Genomic DNA, 21,317 nt, shown 5'->3' with positions numbered 1-21,317 from the left:
AGAGTTATCAAGTTGCAGAGCTTTCTTGATTTTTGATGACGAAGAGTAGTTGTTATCATAGAAATACATCCAGTAGCCAGCATACCTTCCCTATTCCTAACAATATCTTGCAATACTATACTTAGTATGTGTCATTTCTCCCTAACCTCAGCAAACTCGTGTATACTTAACCTATCATAATTTGTCAATACAATTCTTTATTGAAAATTCCGGAAAACAAGAGAAGCCTCACGCTTTTTACTGTATCTGCTACAGAACAGACACTAAATCTTCGAGGATATAGAAGTTATCTCCAACATCTTCTGATGTATTCTTTGTATCACCAGAGAATTTGAATTTATCCTGCATATTACAACATTCCTTGCATGCTGGTCTTGAGATCAAGCCCTGGTAATTGTCCTCACACCACCTGTGGCAATCATGACTTACACCAACTTTAACACAACCTGAATTTTTTAAAGCTTTAGAACATTCCTCTGAAGAATATGGCACTGACCAATGATGTTTAAAGAAATTTTTATGACATTCGTTATCACACTTACCAATCTTTTCTGTGTTATCATCAAGACATTTTTTCAAAGTCTGGTAATAATCTTTAGGATAGCCTATAATCTCTTTCTTAGAAGATACATATTCATCACATTCTAATTTGCACCCTGGTCTTGAGAGTAAGCCCTGGTAATTGTCCTCACACCACCTGTGGCAATCATGCCTTATACCAACTTTAACACAACCTAAATTTTTTAAAGCTTTAGAACATTCCTCTGAAGAATATGGCACTGACCAATGATGTTTAAAGAAATTTTTATGACATTCGTTATCACACTTACCAATCTTTTCTGTGTTGTCATCAAGACATTTTTCCAAATTCTCCTTATACTCTTGAATATAAGACATAATATTCTCCTTAATTAAAAAATTAATACAATTTTAACATATAAATATTAATATATTAACAATGATATGGTTATTTCTCAATACAGTTTTCACGAAAGTTAAAACAAATTATACAGCCCTCCTTCCTCTTCACCTTAACAATTCTTTATTGAAAATTTCATGAAAATGTTGTATAATTGTTCAGTAGTAGAACTTGGTAAAACTTATGGCAAACGCTAATTTAGCTTTCAGTAAAGAAACTTTACAGCATCTTGCTGAATTATCTGAACTTACTAAGCAACCTGCTCAAGCATTAGCAGAAAAACTACTTAAAGAAGCAATCGAGCTTGAAATTGAAGACTTTTTAGTGTCTAAAATTTCTGATGAGCGTGATGTTGAAGGTGCAGAAACAGTTGATTACAAAGATGTAAAGTGGAGATCAAGTGGACTACAAGATTAAATTTTTGAAGAATGTCACTGAAAAAGATCTTCCAGTTTTACCGATAAAAATAGAATCAAGAGTAAATAAAGCAATACAGGAACGCCTTACAGTCGATCCATTGGTGAGCCTTTATACCATAGCTTTAAAGGGTTCAAAAGACTAAGGGTTGGTGACTATCGTATCATGTATTATACAGACACCAAAAAACATGAAGTAACTATCGTTACAATAGGACATAGGGATACCATTTACGAGAAAGCTTTGAAGGTACTTAAGAACCATGTTTTTCAATAAACTCTGCTTCGTTAAGTTACATAAGTAAATTATAAATATATTATTATACAGCCCTCCTTCCTGATCCATTCTTTATTGAAAATTTTAGAAAAATGTTGTATAATTATTAGTAGATTTTGGTAAAACTTATGGCTGATTCAAGTATTAACATTAGTGAAAAAGTTTTAAAAAACCTTACTCGTTTAGCTAAAGTAAAGAATCAATCAGCTCAAGAGCTAGCAGAGCAGTTTATACAAGAAGCAATTGAAAATGAAGAAGATATGGCAATAGCCAAACTTGCTATTCAACGTGACACTCGAAATGCAAAATTCATCAGGCATGAAGACATCAACTGGTGATAAGTATTTAATCTGCTATGAGGAAAATGTAGTTCACAAAGACATTCCAAATCTTCCAAAGACAATATGGTCAAGGGTAAAAGAAATCGTAAAAGAGCGTCTTACACTTTCTCCTGAGAAGGCAGGAGATCCCTTGCTCGGTGAGTTCAAAGGACATCGTAGAATAAGATTTGGTGATTATCGTTTGGTTTATAGGATAAGTAAATTAGAACGTACAGTAATAATTACTGCAATAGAGCATAGAGAATACATCTATAAAAGTTAGAACCTTCCTATAAGCATAGTATATTTCATTATACAGCCCTTCTTCCTCTTCACCTTAGGTGGCTTTGCTCAGCTCAAAAATAACTCATTTTTTGCTATACCCCTATAATTTTACTACTCTACAGACTATAAAATCGACGCTAATAACGAATTAGAGATAAACGTTGCAAAGAATCGCAGTGGCTCAACCGGAAAGGTTACAGTAAGTTAATACTGGAAGGATATTAATCTAGGATTCATAAATGTCTTTTCTGTGTTTTATTGAAACACTTCATACTTTGCAGCATTTATATGATACGATAATCACCAGTTCTCAGTCTTCTGTATCCTTTGAGTTTGTAACAAAACGATTCACCAAAATCAATTGGATTAACTGTAAGTCGCTCTTTTACTATCTCTTCAACTCTTAACTTTATTGTTTTTGGAAAAGCTCTTCTTACCAACATTTTTCAGGAATTTAATCTTATAGCGCTTTAGTCCCACCTATAGTGGTAAGATTATCTACTTATTCTTATATGGGAATTTACCAATTGTTAAGATGTGCAGTGTAGTAAAAACATATTCTAATAGTATGGAAAAATAAATGACACGTAAAAAAATGTATTTGAACAATATGTAGAAGATAAAATTATATTTTTAGATAGTTTGCGTAACAAAACAATAGGTGAGCTTATCGATTTTATGGACAAAAACCCAAATGTCAAAATCTTTGATTGGATAAGTAACAATACTAGTCATAGCCTAAAGCATAGAAGAGGTTACAATATTAGTAATAACATGAAACTTAGGTGCATAGGTGTAGGAATTGGTTTAGTTGCTGGTCTAGTTGCAGCATGTTGTTTATGGCAAGACACTTTAGCTCTTATTGGCGGTTCTGGTGTAGTGTTGATTGCATTTGCTATAGTTGGTGCGTTACTTGGAGCTGGAGCGAGCTATGTAGTAGGTAAATGTCTTGATAAAATTGAGGTTAGTAAGTGTGCAATAAGCAAATTTTCTTAGAGGTTCGTATTGAATTCTAGCTTTCTTTCAATACTTAAAGATTTACAATCAGAGCAAACTACCTGGCCACGTGGAACTGATTTCAGCTCATCAGTTGAAACTTTACTTGAGCAGAATATGCATTTTATTTTATCACTTGGGGCGAGTGAGTGATCAACAGCAATTCTATCATCAAAAACAAAACACTCGCCCTCCCAACTACCACTTTTGTTGTGAGTTTTTTCAAGGTAGGAAAGAATACCGCCTTTAAGGTGGTAAACATCGTTAAATCCAAGGCTTTTCATATATGCTGTAGATTTCTCGCATCTGATTCCACCAGTGCAGTACATAGCCACTTTCAGATCTTTACTCTCAGAGAAAGACTCTGCCCACTGAGGAAAATCTCGAAAACGCTGAGTATGTGGATTGATTGCATTTTTAAACTTGCCTAGTTTTACTTCGTAATCATTTCGTGTGTCTATCACTAAAACATCAGGTTGAGAGATAAAATCATCCCAATAATCTGGATCAATGTACTGACCTCTAACGGAAGTATCGAGATTACTTACACCAAGATTCACAATTTCTCTTTTTAATCTCACTTTCATCTTACTAAATGGTTGATATTCTGCTGCACTCTCTTTCCATGTAAGGTCCCTTAGTCTATAATCAGAACGTAGAAAATCGAATATTTTATCAATCGCGTTTCTTTCACCAGATACGGTTGCATTAATACCCTCTTCTGCAAGGAGTATAGTACCCTTTAATTCGACATTGTCGCATGCAACTTTTATTTCATCTTTCATGTCATAATAATTAGAGAGTTTTACAAAATGATAGAAAGTTGCAATGACAAAACTCATAATTAATTAGTTTATCGATTTAAAACATAATATATAAAATTATGAAGATATTCAATAGGACGGCTGTTAATTACTGGATATCTTTAGTTTTTGCATATAACATTTTAATATCAAATATAGATTCAAGTTAATGTTTCTGAGAGTATTTAAAAATATATTCTTGTTTTTAGTAAGTGTATTATTTGTCTGCCCTATACTATCGTTAATATCGATTCTATTTACAGAATCAGCAAACTCTGGATGGGTAATTAGTAGACTTTTTCCTGAATATATACTCAATACGTTGATTTTGATGGTAGGAGTAGGGTTAATATCCTTTATATTTGGAGTAATTCCAGCTTGGCTTACTACATTTTTTTCGTTTCCCGGAAGTAGAATTTTTGAGATTGCCTTATTCTTTCCGATATCAATTCCTGGATATATAGTATCGTTTGTTTATGTAAATACGCTAGAGTTTTCAGGTCCGATTCAGAGCTTGTTAAGAGATACTTTTCAATTGGGCAAAGGTGACTATTGGTTTCCCGAGATCAAATCCCTAGGTGGTGGAATATTAGTAATGGGATTTAGTCTATATCCATACGTTTATATGTTGGTCCGCTCAAGTCTAAAGAGCGTTAGTAACTCAGTCACTATTGCATCAACACTTGGGTTCTCCTCATTACAGAGTCTGTTTTCTGTCATCATACCCTCCATACGTCCATCAATTATAGCTGGGTTATCCTTGGTACTAATGGAAGTAATTACAGATTTCGGCACACCACAGTTTCTTGCTATCGATACTTTCACGACAGGAATATACCGTACTTGGTTTTTATTGCATGACAAATATTCAACTACTGTTTTGGCAGTTGCAGAACTGATTTTCGTTGCAACACTAATAGTTATCGAGAAAAAACTACAAAAAAGAGAAATATCTTACTCTTCAATCAATACTAATGCAGATTATCACAATAAACGTAGTATAAACGGTTCTATATCGTTGATCTTTTCTTATCTTATGTGTTTATTGCCGATATTAATAGGCTTTATTTTACCAATGATTCCACTTATATATTGGAGCATAGAGAAAGGCTTTTTCATATACGAAGCAAGATTTTACAATATAATAACAAACAGTATTAGTTTATCATTTATTACCGCGCTAATCTCGATCAGCATTGCAATAATTATTGGATATACAGCACGTAAAAATAAGGTAATAAGCAATATAGCACGTCTCATTTCTCTTGGATATGCAATTCCAAATGCAATTATTGCAATTAGCATAATAATGTTTTTAAGCAGAATATCCTCTTTAATTACTCAATATATTGTGGAAATTAGCTTGGTAGGAACTATTGGTGCATTAGTTTACTCATATTTATTTCGTTTTTTTGCTATATCTTTCAAGGCGATAGAGTCGGGACTCAAAAAAACACCAAATGAAATTGAATGGACTGCATATACTATGGGTCATGGGCCTATTTCCACGTGCCTGAATATTCATATTCCCCTTATCAAGAAAAGCATACTATCGGGATTTCTGCTCGTGTTTATGGATACGGTAAAAGAACTCACGGCAACACTAATTATCAGACCATTTAATTTTGAAACTATATCAACTAGAATATATGAACTTGTAAGCGACGAGCGTTATAGAGAAGCTGCCCCATTTTCGTTAATGATAGTTATTATAGGTTTAACCTCTACAATAATCTTATTCACACTTGATGATAAGAATCAAAAATAAACTATTTTGCATCTGTTCAGCAGAGTAACAAAATAAGATAGACGAAAAAAGACAACTATAGAAGCAAATGGTCAGTGCTTTCGTGTTTATCAACTTAGTTGGATCTCAGTATCAGCTACTCGGATGACATTATGGAAGCTCAAATGACAAAACAAGAAGCACTGGTTTCAGATGCACTTAAACAAATACACTATCTTGATGATCAATGAGGTCTAGTGTTAACGTATGGACTATCTAAGGAAAAGGGTGGTACCATAACATCAAAGGTTTTTATGCTCTCTTCGTTCAGAAATTCATATTTACCCTGCATTATTCCTGATGGTGTATTTAAGTATGTTCCACTTGTATATTTGAATACCTCTCCAGATTTTATTACAGGTTGTTCTCCAATAACACCAACTCCGGCAATTTCATTTATTTTGCCCTTATGATCTATTATTCGCCAATAGCGACTTAATAATTGAATGGTTGATGAGCTTTTATTTTTTATCTTAACATTATACATCCATACGTAACAATTTTCATAAGGAATGGATTGCTCTTCAATGTAAATTGGCAAAACTGTAACTTCAACAGAATTAGTAATAAGTGTGTATTTCATGGTCATCGTAAAGTGTTCATGATAAAAATTTAACACACTTCAATTATACACTTTTTTCATAGATTTTCCAAGCATATTATCGTACTCTAACTAGGAAATATTAATCTACATGATGAACAAAACAGATCCACTGGATAAAAAAGTGATAGGAATAATAGGAAGTGGGCAATTAGGTAAAATGACTGCTATCGCTGCAATAAAACTTGGGCACAAAACGCATATTTTTGCCAGTGCTAAAAACGATCCAGCTTGTTCTGTTGCTGATGATTTAACAATAGCAGACTTCTGTGATAAGAGGGCACTTGAATCTTTTGCACAGAGTGTGGATTTAGTCACTATTGAGTCTGAAAATATTCCATGTAGTGCAATTGATATTGTGTCGCTGCACGCAGATTTTTATCCAGGCAAAAAGGCGTTACACATTTCGCAAAATAGGCTGAGAGAGAAAGATTTTATTAGAGATTTAAGCATAAAAACTGCTGATTACAAAAGTATACAAAATTATAATCAGCTACTAGAAAGTAGTGAAACTTTTAGCTATCCAGTGAGGCTAAAAACAACAGAAATGGGTTATGATGGAAAAGGACAATATGTGATTGAAAATGATTCTGAACTGAAGCAATTTGCTTCCTTCGATTGGAATAAAGAGTACATTCTTGAAGCAAGTGTTGATTTACTGAAAGAGGTTTCAATAGTCGTTGCAAGAAATAAAAACGGTAAAGTAGCTTTTTTTCCTATAGCAGAGAATCACCACGTTGACGGAATACTTAATACTTCAATAGCACCAGCTAAAATAGATAATAAATTAGCCCAAGAGGTACAAAAAACTGCAAAGAAAATAGCAACTGCGCTTGATGTAGTAGGAATCCTAGCTATTGAATTTTTCATCACTCAAAATCATGAATTACTAGTTAATGAATTGGCCCCAAGACCCCACAATTCTTGCCACTGGAGCTTGGATGCATGCAACGTTAGTCAATTCGAGCAGCTGGTGAGGGTAATATGCGGATTACCTATGCAGGAAGTAGTATTACGCTTTCCTTGCATGACAAAAAATATAATAGGTAATGATATATATAATTCTCACAAATATTTGAGCAACGAAAAAGCTAGTTTAACCATATATGGGAAAAAAGAGGTTAGGGACAAGCGTAAAATGGGACATGTCAATATAGATTTAAGTTATTGAGCTATAAATGCTCTTTGATCAAGATCTCCAAGATCTGCACTATATTTAGTGCTGCACCTTTGCGTAGATTATCAGCTACTATCCACATATTTAATCCGTGTTTAACGGTATCGTCTTGTCTAATACGCGATATGTATACGGCATCCTCTTGCACAACATCAATCTGAGTCATATATCCACCATCTTCGCGCTTATCTTGTACTAAAACTCCATCGTCTTCACTGAGCATTTCACGAGCTTCTTCTTCAGTTATATGCTGATCAAATTCTACATTTACTGCTATAGCATGACCAACAAGAACAGGTACTCGTACACAAGTTGCAGTTACTTTTATATCCTCTTCTAAAATTTTTTTTGTCTCCTCTTGCATTTTCCACTCCTCTTTTGTAGAACCATCTTCCATGAACTCTCCTATATGAGGAATGCAATTAAATGCTATTTGCTTAGGAAATATTTCAGGTTTTTTAGCTTCATTCATAAAGATTTTTTTTGTCTGATTGTAAAGCTCATCCATTGCTGCTTTACCTACACCAGAAGTTGATTGATAAGTTGAAGCAACGATTCTCTTTATTTTTGCTTTTTTGTGTAATAAATGTAATGCCAGCAACATTTGTATTGTAGTACAGTTTGGATTAGATATTATGTTATGGTTTTTATATTCCGTAATTTTATCTTTGTTGATCTCTGGAATAACTAGTGGCACGCCTTCTTTCATCCTAAAGTAGGAAGTGTTATCTATCACAACGCACCCAGCCTCAGTTGCAATTGGTACGTATCTCTCAGAAACATGAGATTCTGCACAGAAAATGGCTATATTAGTTCCAACGAAGTCATAATCCTCAAGGCATAAAACTGTTAACTCTTTGTCACCAAAACTCACCTTTTTTCCCTTTGATTTTTTCGATGCAAAAGCAACAACAGAATCTATCGAAAATTTTCCCTCTTTTTGAAACTCAGCAAGCATGGTCAATACCTCATATCCTACTCTTCCTGTTGCTCCAATAACTGCAATCTTACATCCCATATAAATAAACCTCTGATTTTAAAACTATATTATATTTTTACTGATAAAATTTACAATTACTTTAATATTTTTACCTTGCAATTAACCATAATTTAGTTATAATTATAAGACACTAGTAATATTGCATGGTAGAATGAAATGAGTAAAAAACATGATGACACTAAGGTCAAACCTGCAGTATCTGCATTTCAAAAGCCTGAAAAAATCAATAGATTAGAGATTCAAAATGTTCTTTCGAAAAAAAGCAAGCCAGCGATAAATTTTGATGATAAAAAGTATGGTGTGAAAATTTCTAAGATAGACCAGCATCTTTCAAACAAGAAGCAAGAATCTTTTGGATTAAGAGATTTTTTAAGTTCAATACCAATAATAGGAAGATCTTTAGTGAAAATTTTCACGCCTGAAAAAGAAGAGTATAAAAAACTGCAATCGCAAATAGGTCTTTCTAATAAAGCAAAAAATGAGATCTACATAGATAATAAACGCACAGAAGAAGTAGGTAGCAAACTTGAGAATGGTAATATTGAACAAGTAGATAAAGAGAAAAAAAATCTTGGCCCATAAATATTAACCATTTAAAGTGTATCTCTCACTACTGAATTTGTTGCACAGAAGTTTTGCAGTACCAAAATAAATAAATGGGTATGCCACTTGCAGTGAACAGGCTCGAAGTCAGCAGAGTACCTACAGGGGTTTCTAATATCACCCAACAACAAAAGGTTGTTGCTATGCTACCAATTAAAAGCTTATAACAACTCCTCTCCTGTATAATAACCTTTAGAAAGGCAAAACAGCACGCAAGATAAACGAACAAAAATGAAATTACAGAAAAGTCAATAATCGACGTAATCTGCTGGGCAAAATTGTTGTTTGAAGTGAGAATTAGTAAAATTGCAGTTCCAATTGAACTAACTGTTATTCCCCAAAAAGGAGAGCCATGATTGTTCCTTTTAGCAAAGAATTTTGGCATTAGTCTATCTTCTGCAAGACCAAAAGCAACTTGTCCACTAGATAAAACCCAAGCGTTTAGACTGCCAACACAAAAAATGAATGCAACTATAGAAACAATTAAATGCCAATTACCAGAAAACATAATTTTTATCGCATCAACATATGGTGCTCTTGAACTTGCTAAATTGTTGCCATTGATCAATCCCATAATTGCAAAATTGTTGATAAAATATATAACAGCAACACAAACTGTGCCAAGCACCACAGCTTTTGGTATAGTTTTAGCTGGATTATCAACTGACCCTGCAGGTGCTGTTGCCAATTCAAGTCCAATAAAACACCATAAAGTAAGGAGTGTAGAGCGGGCAAGAATTTGCGATGTTGTAAGACTTAATATTTCTTCACTTATGATAAAATTATTTCTATCGAAAAAAAACAACGCTGCTACAGGTATTGCAAGCAATACAGCAACCTTCACAACCGTGAGCAGAAACTCAACGTGCCCTGCAGTAGCTATTCCCCTTAAATTTATTAATGTAATGATTGTAAATAACAACAGCTCTAAAAATAAACGCATACTTTTGATATCTTCATGGAAAAATGGTGTAAGATAGCCAACACCCACAACTATTAAAGCTGTTGTACTAACCCATGAGATTACCCAATATGTCCAACCAACAAAGAACGCTGCAGCAGGACCAAAAGTATGTTTCACATAAACGTGAGGACCTCCTGTTTCTGGAAACTTTGCACATAGCGTAGCAAAAACTAGCGCAAGAGACACAGCACCAGCTCCTGATATCATCCAACTTATAAGGCTATAAGCGCCATATGGAGCAAGGCTAATTGGAAGCATAAAAACCCCAGAGCCGATCTGACTACTAATGACTAAAGCAAAAACAGCCCAAAAACCTATTTTATTTGACACAATACCTCTTAATTCTATTAATGTAAGCCAGTAGTATAGCTTAAGAATTTTAGCAAATAAAAAATTTAAGTTAAGTTTTTAGTTTATGATACCAAAGTAGATAAATAAGTGTTCCGCTTAAAGGGAATAGACTTGATATTAACAATGTTTTTATAGAAGTCTCGTATATTACCCAACAGCAAAAAGATACAGCCACACCTCCAATTAAAAATTTGCAGTAGCTTTTGTCTTGTATATTAACTTTGAGAAAAGCAAGGCTACATGCTAAGTAGATAAACAAAAATGACACCACAGAGATATCAATTATTGAAGTTACTTGCTCAGCAAAACTTTTGTTTGACGTTAGGATAAGTAAAACTAACACCCCCAAAGTACTGAGTATTATTCCCCATAATGGAGCATCATGCTTATTTTTTTTGCCAAAAAATTGCGGCATTAACTTGTCTTTTGCAAGGCCTAAGGTGACCTGTCCATCAGCTAAAAACCAAGCATTTAAATTACTTACAGAAACGATAAAGGCAACAACAGAAATAATTAAATGCCAATTACCTGGAAACATAATTTTTATCGCATCAACATATGGTGCTTTTGAACTAGCTAGGTCATTACAACTTATCAATCCCATAATTGAAAGACTATTGATGAAATATATCACAGCAACACAGACTGTTCCAAGCACTATAGCCCTTGGTATTGTTTTAGAGGGATTATTGACATATCCTGCAGGTGCCGTTGCTGATTCAAGTCCAATAAAACACCATAGAGTAAGGAGTGTAGAACGAGCAAGAGTTTGTGATATTGTAAAGTTTGATACTTCCTCGCTTACAATAAAATTATTTTTATCAAAGAAAAACAACCCTGCGATAGGTATTGCGAGAAGTGCAATAATTTTAACAATGGTCAGCAGAAGCTCAACATGCCCAGCAGTAGTTACTCCCCTTAAGTTTATTAGCATAATAGCTAAAATTAATGTTATTTCTAAAAGCAAACGTATATCTTGTATATCATTATGAAAAAGCGGGGCTAAATAACCGATACTTGCAATTGTCACAGCTGTTGAGCTTACCCACGAGCTTACCCAATATGTCCAGCCAACAAAAAAAGCTGCTGTAGAGCCAAAGGCATGTTTCACATAAATATGAGGACCACCCGTTTCTGGAAATTTTGCGCAGAGTGAAGCAAAAACTAAAGCAAGAGATATAGCACCAAATCCTGATATAACCCAGCTTATGAGGCTATAAGCGCCGTATGGTGCAAGGCTAATTGGGAGCATAAAAATTCCAGAGCCGATTTGGCTACTGATCACCAAGGCGAAAATAGCCAAAAAGCCTATTTTATTTGACACGACAATGTTTAATTTTTATCTGAATATATTAACAATATAGCTGAAGCTCGAAAATTTCAATTGATCTTTTTTGTATAAAAATTTGCATTTTTTTAATTTAAGCATATAATGAGAAGTATATTAATAGGTTATTAAGAAGTGGTTTATGAATCCGAGGTTAAAAACATTTTTGGTTGTTTGTGGGTATGTTCTATTAGTTGGTGCTGCTATTGGAGCAATTTTTTTATTTGACTACTTACTTGAGATCTTTATTGATGCGCTTTATGCATTCCTTCTTGCCAAAACTTCAAGTGAGGTGTTAGCTGTTTTTGGAACACTTGCAGTTTTACTTGCCACTTGTGTTTTGTGCTACGGACTGCATAAGCTCTGTTCTATTTTTACAGAAAAGATTACAAGTAGCTATCAATCTTTCAAAAATGAAAATAGTGATGATAACATTTTTTCTGAAGTATATAATGACCCGACAATAGGGTTGAAAGATAAGATTTTATTTTTTTCTATATACTCAATATATTGTATCCAATTACCATTTTTGTATTGTTCATCGAAGATATCAGAGCTTAGCAGAACATTATCAAATAGTAGAGCGTTGGGTCTTAGAATATGTTTAGTGCTTATTAATACTATATTATTGATCCCAGTAGCACTTCTTGAGTTAATAAAGTATCCATTAATAAAGCTCTTCTCGCCTCTGGGTTTAAGTGTAAAGCAAATGAGCTTTTTGTTTAATGTAAGTGATGTAGGTACTGGTAATCAGAATGTTCATACTAGAAGTTTTGAGCAAAGCGTTATTGAGTGTGCCAAAAAATTAAAAAGAATATGGTAGTCCGTCAAACGAGCTGAATGAAGAATTTAAAAGTTATATAAGAGGTTTGACAAATCCTCAGAAAGAACTGATAGCACCTTATTTGAAGGTAGATAATTATAGAGAAGGAGAATGGGTAAGATGGGTAGATTCTAAAACCGGACTGACATTAACACAGGCCATAAATTTAGTTTTAATTGCAGCAACAAAGCAAAATGCAGATGTAGAGCTGTTGAAATCCATATTGCTGGTTCGTTTTGAGGAAAGTAATCGCCAATGTGGTCCTGGAATGCTTAATCGTATCATTTATGCATTAAGTGGCCTTGAAGCAGAAAATAATTTTGCAGCTCAACTAGAACCTCAGATAATAGGAGAGTTGGCAGGTAATGCTACTAAAAAATTTCTTGAGCAATCTGTAGATAAGCACTACTTTAAAATAAAGATTTTAAAAGAAAATTTTGATGACTTATATTCGCCAGGTTCTGAAGTGGATTTGAGCAATGCAAATGATGAAGTAAAGGATGGAATTTCTCATATGAGAAGTGCTATAAAAGAATTTGTATTGAAAGAGTTATATGTGAAGTTTTATAATGACTATGGAGAACATATTCGTAGAGGACAGATAAAACAAAGGCTGAGAGAATTAATAACAGATGAAGTCATAGATGCAGCAATATCTTATCAGATAAATGAGATAGAAGTTCCTGCAGAACCATCTACTTATCTTGAAAAGATGAAAGAATTTTTTGCAGGGCATACAAAATTCTCTGCTGCTTAGAGCTCTGAGACTTGCCTAAGCTTTGATTGTGAGTTAGGCGTGAAGCTAAAATTGGTATTTGCAGTTAACTCATAGCAAACTAAACGATGGCAATCTGGCCATCTTCTAATTTTTCCTTATTGATTTATAGCAGGTTCTTTGTTATGGTTATGAAAAGAAACTTCAAACCTCATTAGTATACTTTGATAGGTGAGTATTACATATGATAATATTGATAACAAATGATGATGGTTTTGAAAGTGAAGGAATAAGACTACTTAAAGAAATTGCACACAATTTTGCATCGGAAGTATGGATAGTGGCACCAGATACTGACAGGAGTGGATCTGCAAGATCTCTTGATTACCCAGTGAAACAATCTATTAGAATAAACCAACATAGTGAAAGGGAGTTTAGTATGTCTGGTACTCCCGCAGATTGTGTTATTATCGCGTTAAATAAAATTATGAATAAGAAACCAGACTTAATATTATCTGGAGTAAATATTGGATCAAATGTCGGAGATGATATTTGTTATTCAGGCACAATCGGTGCTGCAATGGAAGGTGCTGCAAGATCTATACCTTCTATTGCGCTGAGCCAAGTTTATCATGATAAAATAGACTGGAACAATACAAAAGTTTTTGCACCAAAGGTTATCAGCAAGCTAATGAAAGTTGGTTGGCCTAAAGATATAGTGATGAGTATAAATTTTCCTGCTACAGAAAAAGTGAAAGGGGTCGAATTTGCTGAACAAGGTGAATATAACATTGATGGTGATTTAACTTTTACTGAAAACTTAAATGGTTCTTTGAGCTTAAATTGGTCTCGGGAACACTCAGGCAGTGGTAGTGTAGATAAAATAAAAGGAGGTTTTATTACTATTACACCGATAAAATTAGATTTTACAGATTATGATATATTAAACGCTATGAAAAATTCTTGTGCAGAGGAATTTTCTTCTATAGCTAACACTCCTATTGCTTCTGATTAGATATTTTCTACGGTTTTATCGCGAGCAATCATTTTTTCTTCACCCGTGTCCATATTTTTAATTTTTAAAGTTTTACTGCTTAGCTCTTCATCACCAAAGATTAATACAACTTTTGCATTTGCTTGATTTGCTTTTTTCATTCGGGTTTTTAGAGTTTCACTATATTCGTAAATCACATATAAACCATTTCTGCGTAATTCACTTGCAAGTGTTAGAGCATGTTCTTCAGCTTCTCCACCGATTGGAATTATATAAATAGGCCTCTCTTTTTTTTCAGCATAGTTGATTAATTCCATTATACGCTCAATCCCCCCTGCAAATCCTATTGCTGGAGTGTGTTTTCCACCTACTGAAGATACTAGATTATCGTATCTTCCACCGGCAAAAACTGCTCCTTGTGCACCTAAATCTTCTGTGACAAATTCAAATACTGTGTGACAATAATAGTCTAGACCTCGAACTAATTTGCTATTTACAGTGTAAGGTATGCCAAGAGCTTGCAGTCCATTTAACACCTGGTCAAAGAAATATGAAGATTCTTTTGTATAATAATCACTGATTTTTGGTGCGTCAGAGATTATTTCTTTATCTGTCTTATCCTTAGAGTCTAATATTCTGAGTGGGTTTTTAATCAATCTATTTTGACTATCTTCTGATAGGTCATTTTGAAACTTTTTTAAATACGATATCAAAGCTTCTCTATACTGAGTTATTGTTTCACTATCACCCAGAGAGTTGATTTCCAGCTTTACATTTTTATTGATGCCAAATTCAGTTAGTAAGTGCTGAGCGAGTGATATCAATTCAATATCAGCTTTTGGATCTTCTATGCCAAAAACCTCAAAATTTATCTGATGAAATTGCCTTTGTCTTCCCTTTTGCGGTCTTTCATAGCGAAATGCAGGCCCTATTGAAAATAATTTTATCGGCGTTTGCAGTTTTTTTTCAATGAGTAACCTAACAATAGCTGCAGTGAACTCAGGACGCAGAGTTATGCTCTTTCCCCCTTTATCAATAAAAGTATACATCTCTTTAGTGATAATATCTGAGCTATCACCTAAAGTCTTTGTAAAGACTTCTGTGTATTCAAATATCGGAGTTTGAACAGGTAAAAAGCCGTATAAACTTGAGATTCTGCTTGCTGTTTGCTCTATGTGTTTAAACTTGTACCATTCATCAAACAGGAGATCTTTTGTTCCTCTAACTGTTTGATTAGTCATAGCATAGTCTCTATACCTGAAACTTCTGGTATGTGATAGCTTAGCATATTCTGCACTCCTTGTTTTAAGGTAATTGCAGCACTTGGGCACCCAGAGCAAGCTCCTTGCAGTTCAACGTAAACTATTCCGTCTTTATAGCCACGGAACTTGATATCACCACCATCTTGAGCAACTGCAGGTTTAATATAACTTTCCATCAATTCTTTTATTCTATTTACAATTTCTATATCATTTTCATTAAAGAATTCTTCCTCTAGCATTTTATTATCACTTACTCCTTCTTTATCAAATGCTTTTCCACCAGAAGTAAAGTGATCCATAATTGTAGTTAAAATTTCCACCTTTACTATATCCCAATTCATTCTATCTGATTTTGTTACCGAAATAAAATCATGACCAAAAAATACTCTTACAACATGTTCTATTTGAAAAAGATTTACTGCTAGTTTGGAGTTCTTTATTTCATCTGCATTTGAAAAATCAGCTGTTTCTCCTTCGCTCAGAATTTCAAAACCAGGAAGAAATTTCAGCGTGTTTGGGTTTGGTGTTTCTTCAATCTGGATAAACATGTTATTTACCATGACAATTATAATTGTTACTATTTAATCATAAAATGATAAAAAAATATACATGTCATTCATCTTCTTCCTTTTTTTGATATTCACAATAATCACGTTTGTTTTACCTAGCGTTGTTGTATTTTTTCTCTTTTTGGCAAAGAGAAATAACATAAGTTTTATGATGAACTCTATATTAAGTAAGTTTTTGAACGAATTTAACAGCAGTAAAAGTTACACCAAAAATTACACTGGTGATAATATGTCCAAAGATGAAGCATTAAAAATACTGGGGCTGAATTCCGAGGCAAGCCAAAATGAAATCAATAAGGCATACCAAAATTTAATGAAACTGGTCCATCCAGACAAGGGAGGCTCGGAATATTTTGCACAAAAGTTAAACGCAGCACGTGATAGATTGCTAAAGACCTAATTTTTAACTATTGTTTTCTCTGTAAATTTTACTTGTAAATACTAAATCATGTGATACAAAGCCAAGGGCGTTGTCTGATAGGAGGTATTTGATGCGAAAATACAGAATAGAAGAGTTAAGGAATAAATTGTTTATTGCTATAAACAAACTTGATTTTGAGAAAGTTAAAAGATGTGTTAGAAAGGCAAAGATTAAAGGTGTACAAAATGATATTATTAATGGTAAGCAATATGGCATGGCACCTATACATTTTGCTACTTACAGAGCTAACTCAAAGATATTGCAGTTTTTGATTAACAATGGTGCTCGTGTTAATGCTGTGAGTGATGCGTGCATTGTTCCTTCCGTATCCATTATTGTAACATATGATATGGAGAAAGTTGTATTTGATTGTATTCACGGCAACACTAGCTTTCAAGGAATGCAAAATTTTACAGCTTTACACTTAGCACTTTATCATTGTCGATTAGATATAGCAAAAGTTCTGCTTGATCATAATATTGATGTTAACATTAGAAGTACAAATGGCAAAATAGCATTTGAGGTTATTCCAGGTTATGAAAGTCTTTGCAGTGATGGCTGTGACATAAAAAAAATATTCTTAGCTGTGTTAAGATTTCATAAAAATAATTGTACAGAACTATTACTTTCTGCTAGAATAAATACTAAGTTAGAATTAGAAGCTGGTGATACTCCAGATGCAGCAAGTAGTACAGCGAACCCTTTCTCAGCCTCCACCAGGGCAAATACTAAGATAGGATTGAAAGCTGGTGATACTCCAGATCCTGCACCAAGCAGTGCAGTAAAACCTTTTTCTTTTATTAATAGTATATTTAGTTGGGTAACCACTGCCACACTCAATGGCTTATTCAGCAGTGCTCCTACTTTACTTCCTGCACAGCAATCTGTTGATCACTTGGCTGGTAGCCCAATTGGTTCTTCACAAGTTGATTTTAATGCAACAGCTCTACTAGTTGATGTAGTGGTCAAAAAGTTCACAGGGAAAAAGTATTCAAGGCTACTGGACAATCCACCTCTGACAAGACTTTCTATTATAGAAAAAAAACTCGAGACGGCAATTAGTAGTTGTGAAAAACTTTATCAATGTCCTGAAAGTTCATTAAGCAATTTAACGATATCTAAAGGTATGCATCAAAAGTCCCTCTAAATCAGTTAAAATAAGCACTAGAATTCGAGTGCTTATTTACAAAACTTATCCCTTATTTCCTTTTCTAAAGCATATTGCTTCTTATTAAGAGCAAAAAAATTTGAATAAGGAAGCTCAGCATGTCTTGTACGAAAGTTAAAGTGATAGATTGCTGAAGACCTAATTTTTAACTATTGAAATTTTTTCTCTGTAAATTTCACTTGCACATACTAAATTGTGTGATATAGAGCCGGGAACGTTGTCTTTTAGGAGGTATTTGATGGAAAGACAAGAAATAATTGAGAGCCTGAGAAAAAAATTATTTTCTGCTATAAACAGAGATGATTTTGAGAAAGTTAAAGAATATATTAAAGAGGCAGAACATAGACACATAAAAAATGAGATTTTGAATAATGAAAAATATAGTATGAAGCCTATGCATTCTGCTACTTACATAGGTAACTTAAAGGTATTGCAGTTTTTGTGTGACAGTGGTGCTGATGTTAATACTACTATTAGCAGTCGATATTTGAGTACTCCCTTACACATTGCTGCTATTAATGGCAAACTAGAAATAGCACAGTTTTTACTTGATCGTGATGCTAACATCAATGCTACAAATTATAAAGGCTTTACACCTTTGTACTTAGCATTTAACCATTGTCATTTAGATATGGTAAAACTCCTACTCTGTAGAGGTGCTGATGCTAGTATTCAAAGTCAGTACGGCAAAACAGCATTAGATGTTGTTGGAGGTTATAGAAAAGATAGATGTAATAGCAATAGTAAAATTCAAGAGATAGAATCTGTATTGAGCAGTGCTACTGAAGATGATTGTGAAGCAAAATTAACTTCTATAAAAGCAGGTGTTAAGGTAGGGTTAGATGCTAATGACGCCACAGATTCTGTAAGTAGTGCAGCGAATCTTTCATTGTTCCCTACCAAAGCAATCAAGATAGAATTGGAAGTTAGTAATACCACAGACTTGGCAAGTAGAACAGTGAATTCTTCCTTCACTCTTATCAGAGAAAATTTTGAAGAAGTTAGCAGCACTGCAAGCAATGCAGTAAAACCTTCTTCTTTTATTAATAGTATATTTAGTTGGATAACTACCACCATCAGTTGCTTATTCAGCAGCGCTCCTGCTTTACCTACTGTACAGCAATCTGTTGCACATTTAACTGGAAGTCCTATTGGTTCTTCACAAATTGATTGTAATGGAACAGTTCTGCTAACTGCTTTAGCAATAAGTAAGTTCACAAGAAAACAACATTTTAGGCCACTAGACGATTCACCTTTGACAGCAGAAAAAAATAAAGAAAGAGAACTTGACATTATAGAAAAAAAATTCGAGACGGCACTTAGTAAGTGTGAAAAACTTTATCAATGTCCTCGAAGTTCATTAAGCAATTCAACAATATCTAAAGGTGTATGTCATCAAAAATCCCTTTAAAACAAGCACTCAAATTTGAGTGCTTGTTTTTGTGAAATCTACTCTTTAAACTTAAACTTTTTATTGTTTATTAGCGTTAAATTGTTACAATACAATGAGTTAAGATGACAAAGCTTTAAGTTATGGAAGATGATAGCAAAAAAGAAATAATAGAAGAAAAAGGTATATTAGGTTGGGTAGAGTATAGACTGCCTATATTTTCTTTTCTAAAACATACTGCTTCTTATCAAGTACCAAAAAATTTAAATTATGCTTGGAATTTTGGTTCTTTAGCTGGTATAGCGCTGATTTTACAAATAATAACAGGTATATTTCTTGCCATGCACTACACTCCGCATGTTGATCATGCATTTAATAGTGTGGAGCGTATAATGCGTGACGTAAGTTATGGATGGCTGATACGTTATACTCATGCTGTTGGGGCGTCGCTCTTCTTTATGGTGGTCTATGTTCATATCATGCGTGGATTATATTACGGATCTTATAAGAGACCGCGAGAAATGGTATGGTTTATTGGCATATTTATATTTTTTGCAATGATGGCAACTGCCTTTATGGGATATGTTCTTCCATGGGGACAAATGAGTTTTTGGGGTGCAACAGTTATAACTAATTTATTCTCGGCTATACCTTTAATTGGTGATAAAATAGTTATATGGCTATGGGGAAGTTTCTCTGTTGATAATCCAACGCTCAATCGTTTTTTTGCGCTGCATTATCTTATGCCTTTCATTATTATCGCTTTAGCTATGTTGCATGTTGTTGCTCTGCATAGGTTTGGCTCTAATAATCCAAGTGGAATAGAAGTCAGGTCAGATAAGGATACCATTCCTTTTTATCCTTACTATATAGCAAAGGACTGCATAACTTTTGGTTTATTTTTTATAATTTTATTTGCATTTGTTTTTTATGCCCCTAATTATCTTGGGCATCCTGATAATTATATAGAGGCTGATCCTATGGTAACTCCAGTACATATAGTGCCAGAGTGGTATTTCTTACCTTTTTATGCGATGCTGCGTTCAATTCCAAATAAACTTATTGGTGTACTTACCATGTTTGGATCTATTTTAGTGTGGTTTCTTTTGCCTTGGCTTGATAAATCAAAGGTTAAAAGTGGTGCTTATCGCCCATTATTTAAGAAATTTTTTTGGGTTTTTGCAATAAATTTTGCATTTCTTGCCTGGCTTGGGGGACAAGAAGTTAAGGAGCCTTACATTACTTTAAGTAGGCTCTCAACTCTTTATTATTTTTCATATTTTGTGATAGTTTTACCTTTACTTAGTAAGTATGAGAAACCAAAAAAATTACCAAAAACAATAAGCGATTCCGTTCCGGAGATGAAGTGATGCTGTTGGTTAAAGTTGCTGTATTTTGTATATTACTTCTCACTAATTCTTTGTCTGCAGAGGAGTTTAAACCTTTACCAAATAAGAAAATCGACTGGAGTTTTGATGGAATTACTGGATCTTTCGATAGAGAGTCAATTCAGCGTGGCTATAAAGTATACAAGGAAGTCTGTGCTGCTTGCCATTCAATGAATAGAATAGCGTTTCGTAATTTGCAAGATGTTGGTTTTTCTGAAGAGGATGTAAAACAAATTGCAGCCTCTTACCAAGTTAAAGATGGTCCGAATGATTTGGGTGAAATGTTTGATAGGCCGGGAGTGTCTTCGGATTATTTTATTGCACCTTTTGATACAAAAGAAGCAGCTGCAGCAAGCAACAATGGAGCAATTCCACCGGACTTATCATTAATTGTCAAAGCAAGACATGATGGTGGAAATTATGTCTATTCACTACTAATTGGTTATCAAAACGGTGAACATGATGAGAACGGTTTATATTTTAATCCATATTTTTCAACAGGCAGGTTAGCTATGGCACCACCACTCTCTGAAGGAATGGTAGAATATGATGGTACAAGGCAAGCCACAGTTGAAAATATGGCATATGATGTGGTAAATTTCTTACAATGGGCAGCAGAGCCAGAACTGGAGCGCCGACATAAACTTGGGCTAAAAATAGTGACATATTTTATAATTTTGACGGTGTTTTTTGTATTAACCAACAACAGGATTTGGAGCAGGCTCTATAAAAAGAAAAAATAGAGTTTTTTATGTTCATTCT

Annotated in this window: 26 protein-coding genes; 17 read left to right on the top strand and 9 right to left on the bottom strand. The window is 34.0% G+C overall.

Going from position 1 to position 21,317, the window contains the following annotated elements; translation table 11 throughout:
• Positions 1-249: 249 nt before the first annotated feature.
• Positions 250-897, bottom strand: coding sequence for a hypothetical protein (locus OOL01_RS00455; RefSeq protein WP_264686868.1), 648 nt, complete (start codon positions 895-897; stop codon positions 250-252).
• 205 nt (positions 898-1,102) lie between these two features.
• Here OOL01_RS00455 and OOL01_RS00450 point away from each other — a divergent pair, with 205 nt between their 5' ends.
• From OOL01_RS00450 to OOL01_RS00430, 5 genes are all read left to right on the top strand, one after another.
• Entirely contained in the window at positions 1,103-1,336 is a 234-nt protein-coding gene (locus tag OOL01_RS00450; protein ID WP_264686867.1) for a hypothetical protein, read from the top strand.
• Positions 1,320-1,481, top strand: a complete 162-nt coding sequence (locus OOL01_RS00445) for a hypothetical protein (RefSeq protein ID WP_264686866.1) — start codon at positions 1,320-1,322, stop codon at positions 1,479-1,481. Before OOL01_RS00450 ends, OOL01_RS00445 begins: the two co-directional genes overlap by 17 nt.
• A 20-nt stretch (positions 1,482-1,501) precedes the next feature.
• Positions 1,502-1,612, top strand: coding sequence for a hypothetical protein (locus OOL01_RS00440; RefSeq protein ID WP_264686865.1), 111 nt, complete (start codon positions 1,502-1,504; stop codon positions 1,610-1,612).
• A gap of 128 nt (positions 1,613-1,740) precedes the next feature.
• Positions 1,741-1,950, top strand: a complete 210-nt coding sequence (locus tag OOL01_RS00435) for a DUF6290 family protein (RefSeq protein ID WP_007302130.1) — start codon at positions 1,741-1,743, stop codon at positions 1,948-1,950.
• The gene (locus tag OOL01_RS00430) at positions 1,913-2,215 is read left to right on the top strand and encodes a type II toxin-antitoxin system RelE family toxin (protein WP_264686864.1); all 303 of its coding nucleotides are present in this window, start codon (positions 1,913-1,915) and stop codon (positions 2,213-2,215) included. Before OOL01_RS00435 ends, OOL01_RS00430 begins: the two co-directional genes overlap by 38 nt.
• Positions 2,216-2,501: 286 nt before the next feature.
• On the opposite strand, the gene OOL01_RS00425 is transcribed toward OOL01_RS00430, so the two are convergent.
• Positions 2,502-2,660, bottom strand: a complete 159-nt coding sequence (locus OOL01_RS00425; protein WP_007302132.1) for a type II toxin-antitoxin system RelE family toxin — start codon at positions 2,658-2,660, stop codon at positions 2,502-2,504.
• A 181-nt stretch (positions 2,661-2,841) separates the two neighbouring features.
• Between OOL01_RS00425 and OOL01_RS00420 the strand changes: the two genes are divergently transcribed.
• Complete coding sequence (locus tag OOL01_RS00420) at positions 2,842-3,213, top strand: hypothetical protein (RefSeq protein ID WP_406718778.1); 372 nt, start codon at positions 2,842-2,844, stop codon at positions 3,211-3,213.
• On the opposite strand, the gene trhO is transcribed toward OOL01_RS00420, so the two are convergent.
• On the bottom strand, positions 3,210-4,055 hold the full coding sequence (gene trhO, locus OOL01_RS00415; RefSeq protein ID WP_264686862.1) for an oxygen-dependent tRNA uridine(34) hydroxylase TrhO: 846 nt from the start codon (positions 4,053-4,055) through the stop codon (positions 3,210-3,212). The two genes, OOL01_RS00420 and trhO, sit on opposite strands and share 4 nt — an antisense overlap.
• A gap of 130 nt (positions 4,056-4,185) precedes the next feature.
• Here trhO and OOL01_RS00410 point away from each other — a divergent pair, with 130 nt between their 5' ends.
• Entirely contained in the window at positions 4,186-5,784 is a 1,599-nt protein-coding gene (locus OOL01_RS00410) for an ABC transporter permease (RefSeq protein WP_017532203.1), read from the top strand.
• 202 nt (positions 5,785-5,986) lie between these two features.
• Here the strand turns inward: OOL01_RS00410 and apaG are convergent, their stop codons facing one another.
• Positions 5,987-6,391 carry a Co2+/Mg2+ efflux protein ApaG gene (gene apaG, locus OOL01_RS00405; RefSeq protein ID WP_010402892.1) on the bottom strand — a complete coding sequence of 135 codons (405 nt, stop codon included), beginning with the start codon at positions 6,389-6,391 and terminating at the stop codon, positions 5,987-5,989.
• A 106-nt stretch (positions 6,392-6,497) separates the two neighbouring features.
• Between apaG and OOL01_RS00400 the strand changes: the two genes are divergently transcribed.
• Positions 6,498-7,574, top strand: coding sequence for a 5-(carboxyamino)imidazole ribonucleotide synthase (locus OOL01_RS00400; RefSeq protein WP_010402894.1), 1,077 nt, complete (start codon positions 6,498-6,500; stop codon positions 7,572-7,574).
• Position 7,575: 1 nt separating this feature from the next.
• Here the strand turns inward: OOL01_RS00400 and OOL01_RS00395 are convergent, their stop codons facing one another.
• Positions 7,576-8,598, bottom strand: a complete 1,023-nt coding sequence (locus OOL01_RS00395) for an aspartate-semialdehyde dehydrogenase (protein ID WP_010402896.1) — start codon at positions 8,596-8,598, stop codon at positions 7,576-7,578.
• A gap of 138 nt (positions 8,599-8,736) precedes the next feature.
• Here OOL01_RS00395 and OOL01_RS00390 point away from each other — a divergent pair, with 138 nt between their 5' ends.
• On the top strand, positions 8,737-9,162 hold the full coding sequence (locus OOL01_RS00390) for a hypothetical protein (protein WP_264375113.1): 426 nt from the start codon (positions 8,737-8,739) through the stop codon (positions 9,160-9,162).
• Positions 9,163-9,190: 28 nt separating this feature from the next.
• On the opposite strand, the gene OOL01_RS00385 is transcribed toward OOL01_RS00390, so the two are convergent.
• Positions 9,191-10,477, bottom strand: coding sequence for an APC family permease (locus tag OOL01_RS00385; RefSeq protein ID WP_264686861.1), 1,287 nt, complete (start codon positions 10,475-10,477; stop codon positions 9,191-9,193).
• A 70-nt stretch (positions 10,478-10,547) separates the two neighbouring features.
• Positions 10,548-11,822, bottom strand: a complete 1,275-nt coding sequence (locus OOL01_RS00380) for an APC family permease (RefSeq protein ID WP_029237623.1) — start codon at positions 11,820-11,822, stop codon at positions 10,548-10,550.
• A gap of 145 nt (positions 11,823-11,967) precedes the next feature.
• On the opposite strand from OOL01_RS00380, the gene OOL01_RS00375 reads away from it, so the two are divergent.
• The 3 genes from OOL01_RS00375 to surE all read left to right on the top strand — a co-directional run bounded on the left by OOL01_RS00375 (position 11,968) and on the right by surE (position 14,378).
• Positions 11,968-12,648 carry a hypothetical protein gene (locus OOL01_RS00375; RefSeq protein WP_264686860.1) on the top strand — a complete coding sequence of 227 codons (681 nt, stop codon included), beginning with the start codon at positions 11,968-11,970 and terminating at the stop codon, positions 12,646-12,648.
• A gap of 46 nt (positions 12,649-12,694) precedes the next feature.
• Positions 12,695-13,405 (top strand): hypothetical protein, encoded by a 711-nt coding sequence (locus OOL01_RS00370; RefSeq protein ID WP_264686859.1) that lies wholly within the window; start codon positions 12,695-12,697, stop codon positions 13,403-13,405.
• 202 nt (positions 13,406-13,607) lie between these two features.
• Entirely contained in the window at positions 13,608-14,378 is a 771-nt protein-coding gene (gene surE, locus OOL01_RS00365; protein ID WP_264686858.1) for a 5'/3'-nucleotidase SurE, read from the top strand.
• On the opposite strand, the gene hisS is transcribed toward surE, so the two are convergent.
• On the bottom strand, positions 14,375-15,598 hold the full coding sequence (gene hisS, locus OOL01_RS00360) for a histidine--tRNA ligase (RefSeq protein WP_264686857.1): 1,224 nt from the start codon (positions 15,596-15,598) through the stop codon (positions 14,375-14,377). The two genes, surE and hisS, sit on opposite strands and share 4 nt — an antisense overlap.
• Positions 15,595-16,167, bottom strand: a complete 573-nt coding sequence (locus OOL01_RS00355) for a NifU family protein (RefSeq protein ID WP_006015115.1) — start codon at positions 16,165-16,167, stop codon at positions 15,595-15,597. The genes hisS and OOL01_RS00355 overlap by 4 nt, the downstream gene beginning before the upstream one ends.
• Positions 16,168-16,336: 169 nt before the next feature.
• On the opposite strand from OOL01_RS00355, the gene OOL01_RS00350 reads away from it, so the two are divergent.
• The 5 genes from OOL01_RS00350 to OOL01_RS00330 all read left to right on the top strand — a co-directional run bounded on the left by OOL01_RS00350 (position 16,337) and on the right by OOL01_RS00330 (position 21,298).
• A complete protein-coding gene (locus tag OOL01_RS00350) occupies positions 16,337-16,588 on the top strand; it encodes a DnaJ domain-containing protein (protein ID WP_236607909.1) in 252 nt (83 codons plus the stop codon).
• A gap of 91 nt (positions 16,589-16,679) precedes the next feature.
• Positions 16,680-17,756 carry an ankyrin repeat domain-containing protein gene (locus tag OOL01_RS00345; protein WP_264686856.1) on the top strand — a complete coding sequence of 359 codons (1,077 nt, stop codon included), beginning with the start codon at positions 16,680-16,682 and terminating at the stop codon, positions 17,754-17,756.
• A gap of 259 nt (positions 17,757-18,015) precedes the next feature.
• Positions 18,016-19,188: an ankyrin repeat domain-containing protein gene (locus OOL01_RS00340; protein ID WP_264686855.1), complete on the top strand. Its 1,173-nt coding sequence runs from the start codon at positions 18,016-18,018 to the stop codon at positions 19,186-19,188.
• A gap of 122 nt (positions 19,189-19,310) precedes the next feature.
• Positions 19,311-20,537 carry a cytochrome b gene (locus tag OOL01_RS00335; protein WP_264686854.1) on the top strand — a complete coding sequence of 409 codons (1,227 nt, stop codon included), beginning with the start codon at positions 19,311-19,313 and terminating at the stop codon, positions 20,535-20,537.
• Positions 20,537-21,298, top strand: coding sequence for a cytochrome c1 (locus tag OOL01_RS00330; protein WP_264686853.1), 762 nt, complete (start codon positions 20,537-20,539; stop codon positions 21,296-21,298). Before OOL01_RS00335 ends, OOL01_RS00330 begins: the two co-directional genes overlap by 1 nt.
• Positions 21,299-21,317 lie beyond the last annotated feature (19 nt).

The sequence above is a fragment of the Wolbachia endosymbiont (group B) of Rhopobota naevana genome (genome assembly GCF_947250615.1).
Lineage (GTDB): Bacteria > Pseudomonadota > Alphaproteobacteria > Rickettsiales > Anaplasmataceae > Wolbachia.
This window is presented reverse-complemented; position numbering and strand designations above follow the sequence as displayed.

Bases quoted from the DNA above. Each gene is read 5' to 3' on its own strand.
- OOL01_RS00455 (WP_264686868.1), bottom strand. From the start codon at position 897: ATGTCTTATATTCAAGAGTATAAGGAGAATTTGGAAAAATGTCTTGAT.
- OOL01_RS00450 (WP_264686867.1), top strand. From the start codon at position 1,103: ATGGCAAACGCTAATTTAGCTTTCAGTAAAGAAACTTTACAGCATCTT.
- OOL01_RS00440 (WP_264686865.1), top strand. From the start codon at position 1,502: ATGTATTATACAGACACCAAAAAACATGAAGTAACTATCGTTACAATA.
- OOL01_RS00435 (WP_007302130.1), top strand. From the start codon at position 1,741: ATGGCTGATTCAAGTATTAACATTAGTGAAAAAGTTTTAAAAAACCTT.
- OOL01_RS00430 (WP_264686864.1), top strand. From the start codon at position 1,913: ATGCAAAATTCATCAGGCATGAAGACATCAACTGGTGATAAGTATTTA.
- OOL01_RS00425 (WP_007302132.1), bottom strand. From the start codon at position 2,660: ATGTTGGTAAGAAGAGCTTTTCCAAAAACAATAAAGTTAAGAGTTGAA.
- trhO (WP_264686862.1), bottom strand. From the start codon at position 4,055: ATGAGTTTTGTCATTGCAACTTTCTATCATTTTGTAAAACTCTCTAAT.
- OOL01_RS00410 (WP_017532203.1), top strand. From the start codon at position 4,186: ATGTTTCTGAGAGTATTTAAAAATATATTCTTGTTTTTAGTAAGTGTA.
- apaG (WP_010402892.1), bottom strand. From the start codon at position 6,391: ATGACCATGAAATACACACTTATTACTAATTCTGTTGAAGTTACAGTT.
- OOL01_RS00400 (WP_010402894.1), top strand. From the start codon at position 6,498: ATGAACAAAACAGATCCACTGGATAAAAAAGTGATAGGAATAATAGGA.
- OOL01_RS00395 (WP_010402896.1), bottom strand. From the start codon at position 8,598: ATGGGATGTAAGATTGCAGTTATTGGAGCAACAGGAAGAGTAGGATAT.
- OOL01_RS00390 (WP_264375113.1), top strand. From the start codon at position 8,737: ATGAGTAAAAAACATGATGACACTAAGGTCAAACCTGCAGTATCTGCA.
- OOL01_RS00375 (WP_264686860.1), top strand. From the start codon at position 11,968: ATGAATCCGAGGTTAAAAACATTTTTGGTTGTTTGTGGGTATGTTCTA.
- surE (WP_264686858.1), top strand. From the start codon at position 13,608: ATGATAATATTGATAACAAATGATGATGGTTTTGAAAGTGAAGGAATA.
- hisS (WP_264686857.1), bottom strand. From the start codon at position 15,598: ATGACTAATCAAACAGTTAGAGGAACAAAAGATCTCCTGTTTGATGAA.
- OOL01_RS00355 (WP_006015115.1), bottom strand. From the start codon at position 16,167: ATGTTTATCCAGATTGAAGAAACACCAAACCCAAACACGCTGAAATTT.
- OOL01_RS00350 (WP_236607909.1), top strand. From the start codon at position 16,337: ATGATGAACTCTATATTAAGTAAGTTTTTGAACGAATTTAACAGCAGT.
- OOL01_RS00345 (WP_264686856.1), top strand. From the start codon at position 16,680: ATGCGAAAATACAGAATAGAAGAGTTAAGGAATAAATTGTTTATTGCT.
- OOL01_RS00340 (WP_264686855.1), top strand. From the start codon at position 18,016: ATGGAAAGACAAGAAATAATTGAGAGCCTGAGAAAAAAATTATTTTCT.
- OOL01_RS00335 (WP_264686854.1), top strand. From the start codon at position 19,311: ATGGAAGATGATAGCAAAAAAGAAATAATAGAAGAAAAAGGTATATTA.
- OOL01_RS00330 (WP_264686853.1), top strand. From the start codon at position 20,537: ATGCTGTTGGTTAAAGTTGCTGTATTTTGTATATTACTTCTCACTAAT.